Annotated in this window: 2 protein-coding genes and 1 pseudogene; 1 reads left to right on the top strand and 2 read right to left on the bottom strand. The window is 72.4% G+C overall.

Annotated elements, in window-relative coordinates:
• Together IE277_RS46635 and IE277_RS46630 are read right to left on the bottom strand one after the other, a co-directional pair.
• Positions 1 to 733: FAD-dependent monooxygenase (locus IE277_RS46635; RefSeq protein WP_189960192.1), on the bottom strand; the 733-nt coding region annotated here is incomplete at its 3' end.
• 103 nt (positions 734 to 836) lie between these two features.
• Positions 837 to 1,229, bottom strand: coding sequence for a nuclear transport factor 2 family protein (locus IE277_RS46630; RefSeq protein WP_189960190.1), 393 nt, complete (start codon positions 1,227 to 1,229; stop codon positions 837 to 839).
• Positions 1,230 to 1,347: 118 nt separating this feature from the next.
• Between IE277_RS46630 and IE277_RS46625 the strand changes: the two are divergent.
• Positions 1,348 to 1,515, top strand: a pseudogene (locus tag IE277_RS46625) (MarR family transcriptional regulator); the annotation flags it as partial.

Below are 1,515 nucleotides of genomic sequence, written 5' to 3'. Positions count from 1 at the left end.
CCCGTCCCAGCAGTGTGCGGGTCTGCTCGCGCACCTCCTGCAGGGTGAGCGGTTCGCCGGTGCCGTGGTGCATGGTGGCCGTGGAGAGGCCCGCGAGCCGGTGGACGCCGTCGCCGATCGGGGCGGCCAGGAACGAACCGGCCGGCCCGGTGGCGGCGAGCGGCGCGGTGGGCGGATCGTCGAGTTCGACGTCGGCGAGCCAGCCGGTCAGGGTGGTGTCCTGGCCGGGGAAGTCGATGCCGGCCGCCTGGCGCACCGCGCTGCGGGTGCCGTCGCAGCCCACCACCCAGCGGGCGTGCACGGTCCGGTGGGTGCCGCCGGCCCGGATCACCACTTCGACGGCGTCCGGCCCCTGGGTGAGCGAGACGATCTCCTCCCCGCGCAGGACCCGGGCGCCCACGGCGACGGCGTGCTGCTCCAGGAGCTGTTCGGTGACGGACTGGCCGAGCGCCAGCATGTAGGGGTGCACCGCTCCGACTGTGGAGAAGTCGAGCCGGGTGGTCGCCGCGCCGAAGTGGCCGGTCGGCACCGGGGTGCCGCGTTCGATGAACCGCTCCGCGAGTCCGCGGGTGGCGAAGGTGTCCAGCGTGCCGGCCTGCATGCCGACCGCGCGGGACCGTCCGTCCGGTGCCGTCCGGCGTTCCACGACGGTCACCTCCACCCCGTGCAGGCGCAACTCCGCGGCGAGCCAGAGCCCCACCGGGCCGGCCCCGGCGATGAGCACGTCGAGCACGACGACCACTTCCTCTCACTTTTCGGATGATGCGCCGTGACGGCCGCGCGCCGATGCGCCGGGACCGGGGGCGGCCTCGTGGTGTCAGGTGGAGGGGTGCGGTTCAGCGGGCGCTGCCGAGGTTCCGGTCGGCGTCGGCGCCTTCGAGCATGAGGGTGGTCTCCTCGATGCGGCGGAAGCGGCCGTCGGGGGCGAACTCACCGAAGAGGTAGACCTCCATGCGGACGGTGGAGCCGTCGGTCTTGATGACCTCCATCGTGTGGCGGTCGGCGTAGCGGTCGCCGCAGACGAGCTCGTCGTGGACCTCGACCGAGCCGCCGGCGACGACCGTGCGCAGGTGGGCGATGTGAGCGAGGAACTCGGTGCGGTCGTCCCAGCTTCCGTCGGTGCGCTGGCGGTAGTCGGGGGCGAAGTGCCGGTCGGCGGCCTCGTCGAGGTCGAGGCCCGGGGTGAGGAGCAGGTCGGTGAGGGCGGTGCGGACGTCGGTGTGGTTCATGGAGGTTCCTTCGGTCGGGTGTGGGAGTGACCCGGCGCGCGTCAGCCGGAGATGCGTGCCTGAAGCACGCTTATGACCGTACAGGAAAAGCGTGCGCGGCGCACGCTAATCTGGAGGGGTGAAGAACTCGACGGGACACGACATCGCCGATGCGCTGGGCCTGCTCCTGCGGCGGAGCACTCGCGCCCACCTCTACACCCAGCTGACCGAAGGGCTGGGCGAAGCGGTCGACGACCTCACATACCCGGTCCTCAGCGGCCTGGCCCGTACCAGGGCGTGCAGCGCC

The organism is Streptomyces alanosinicus, assembly GCF_014650595.1.
Lineage (GTDB): Bacteria > Actinomycetota > Actinomycetes > Streptomycetales > Streptomycetaceae > Streptomyces > Streptomyces alanosinicus.
Note: the sequence above shows the minus strand (reverse complement) of the source record. Positions and strands in the feature narration are given on the sequence as shown.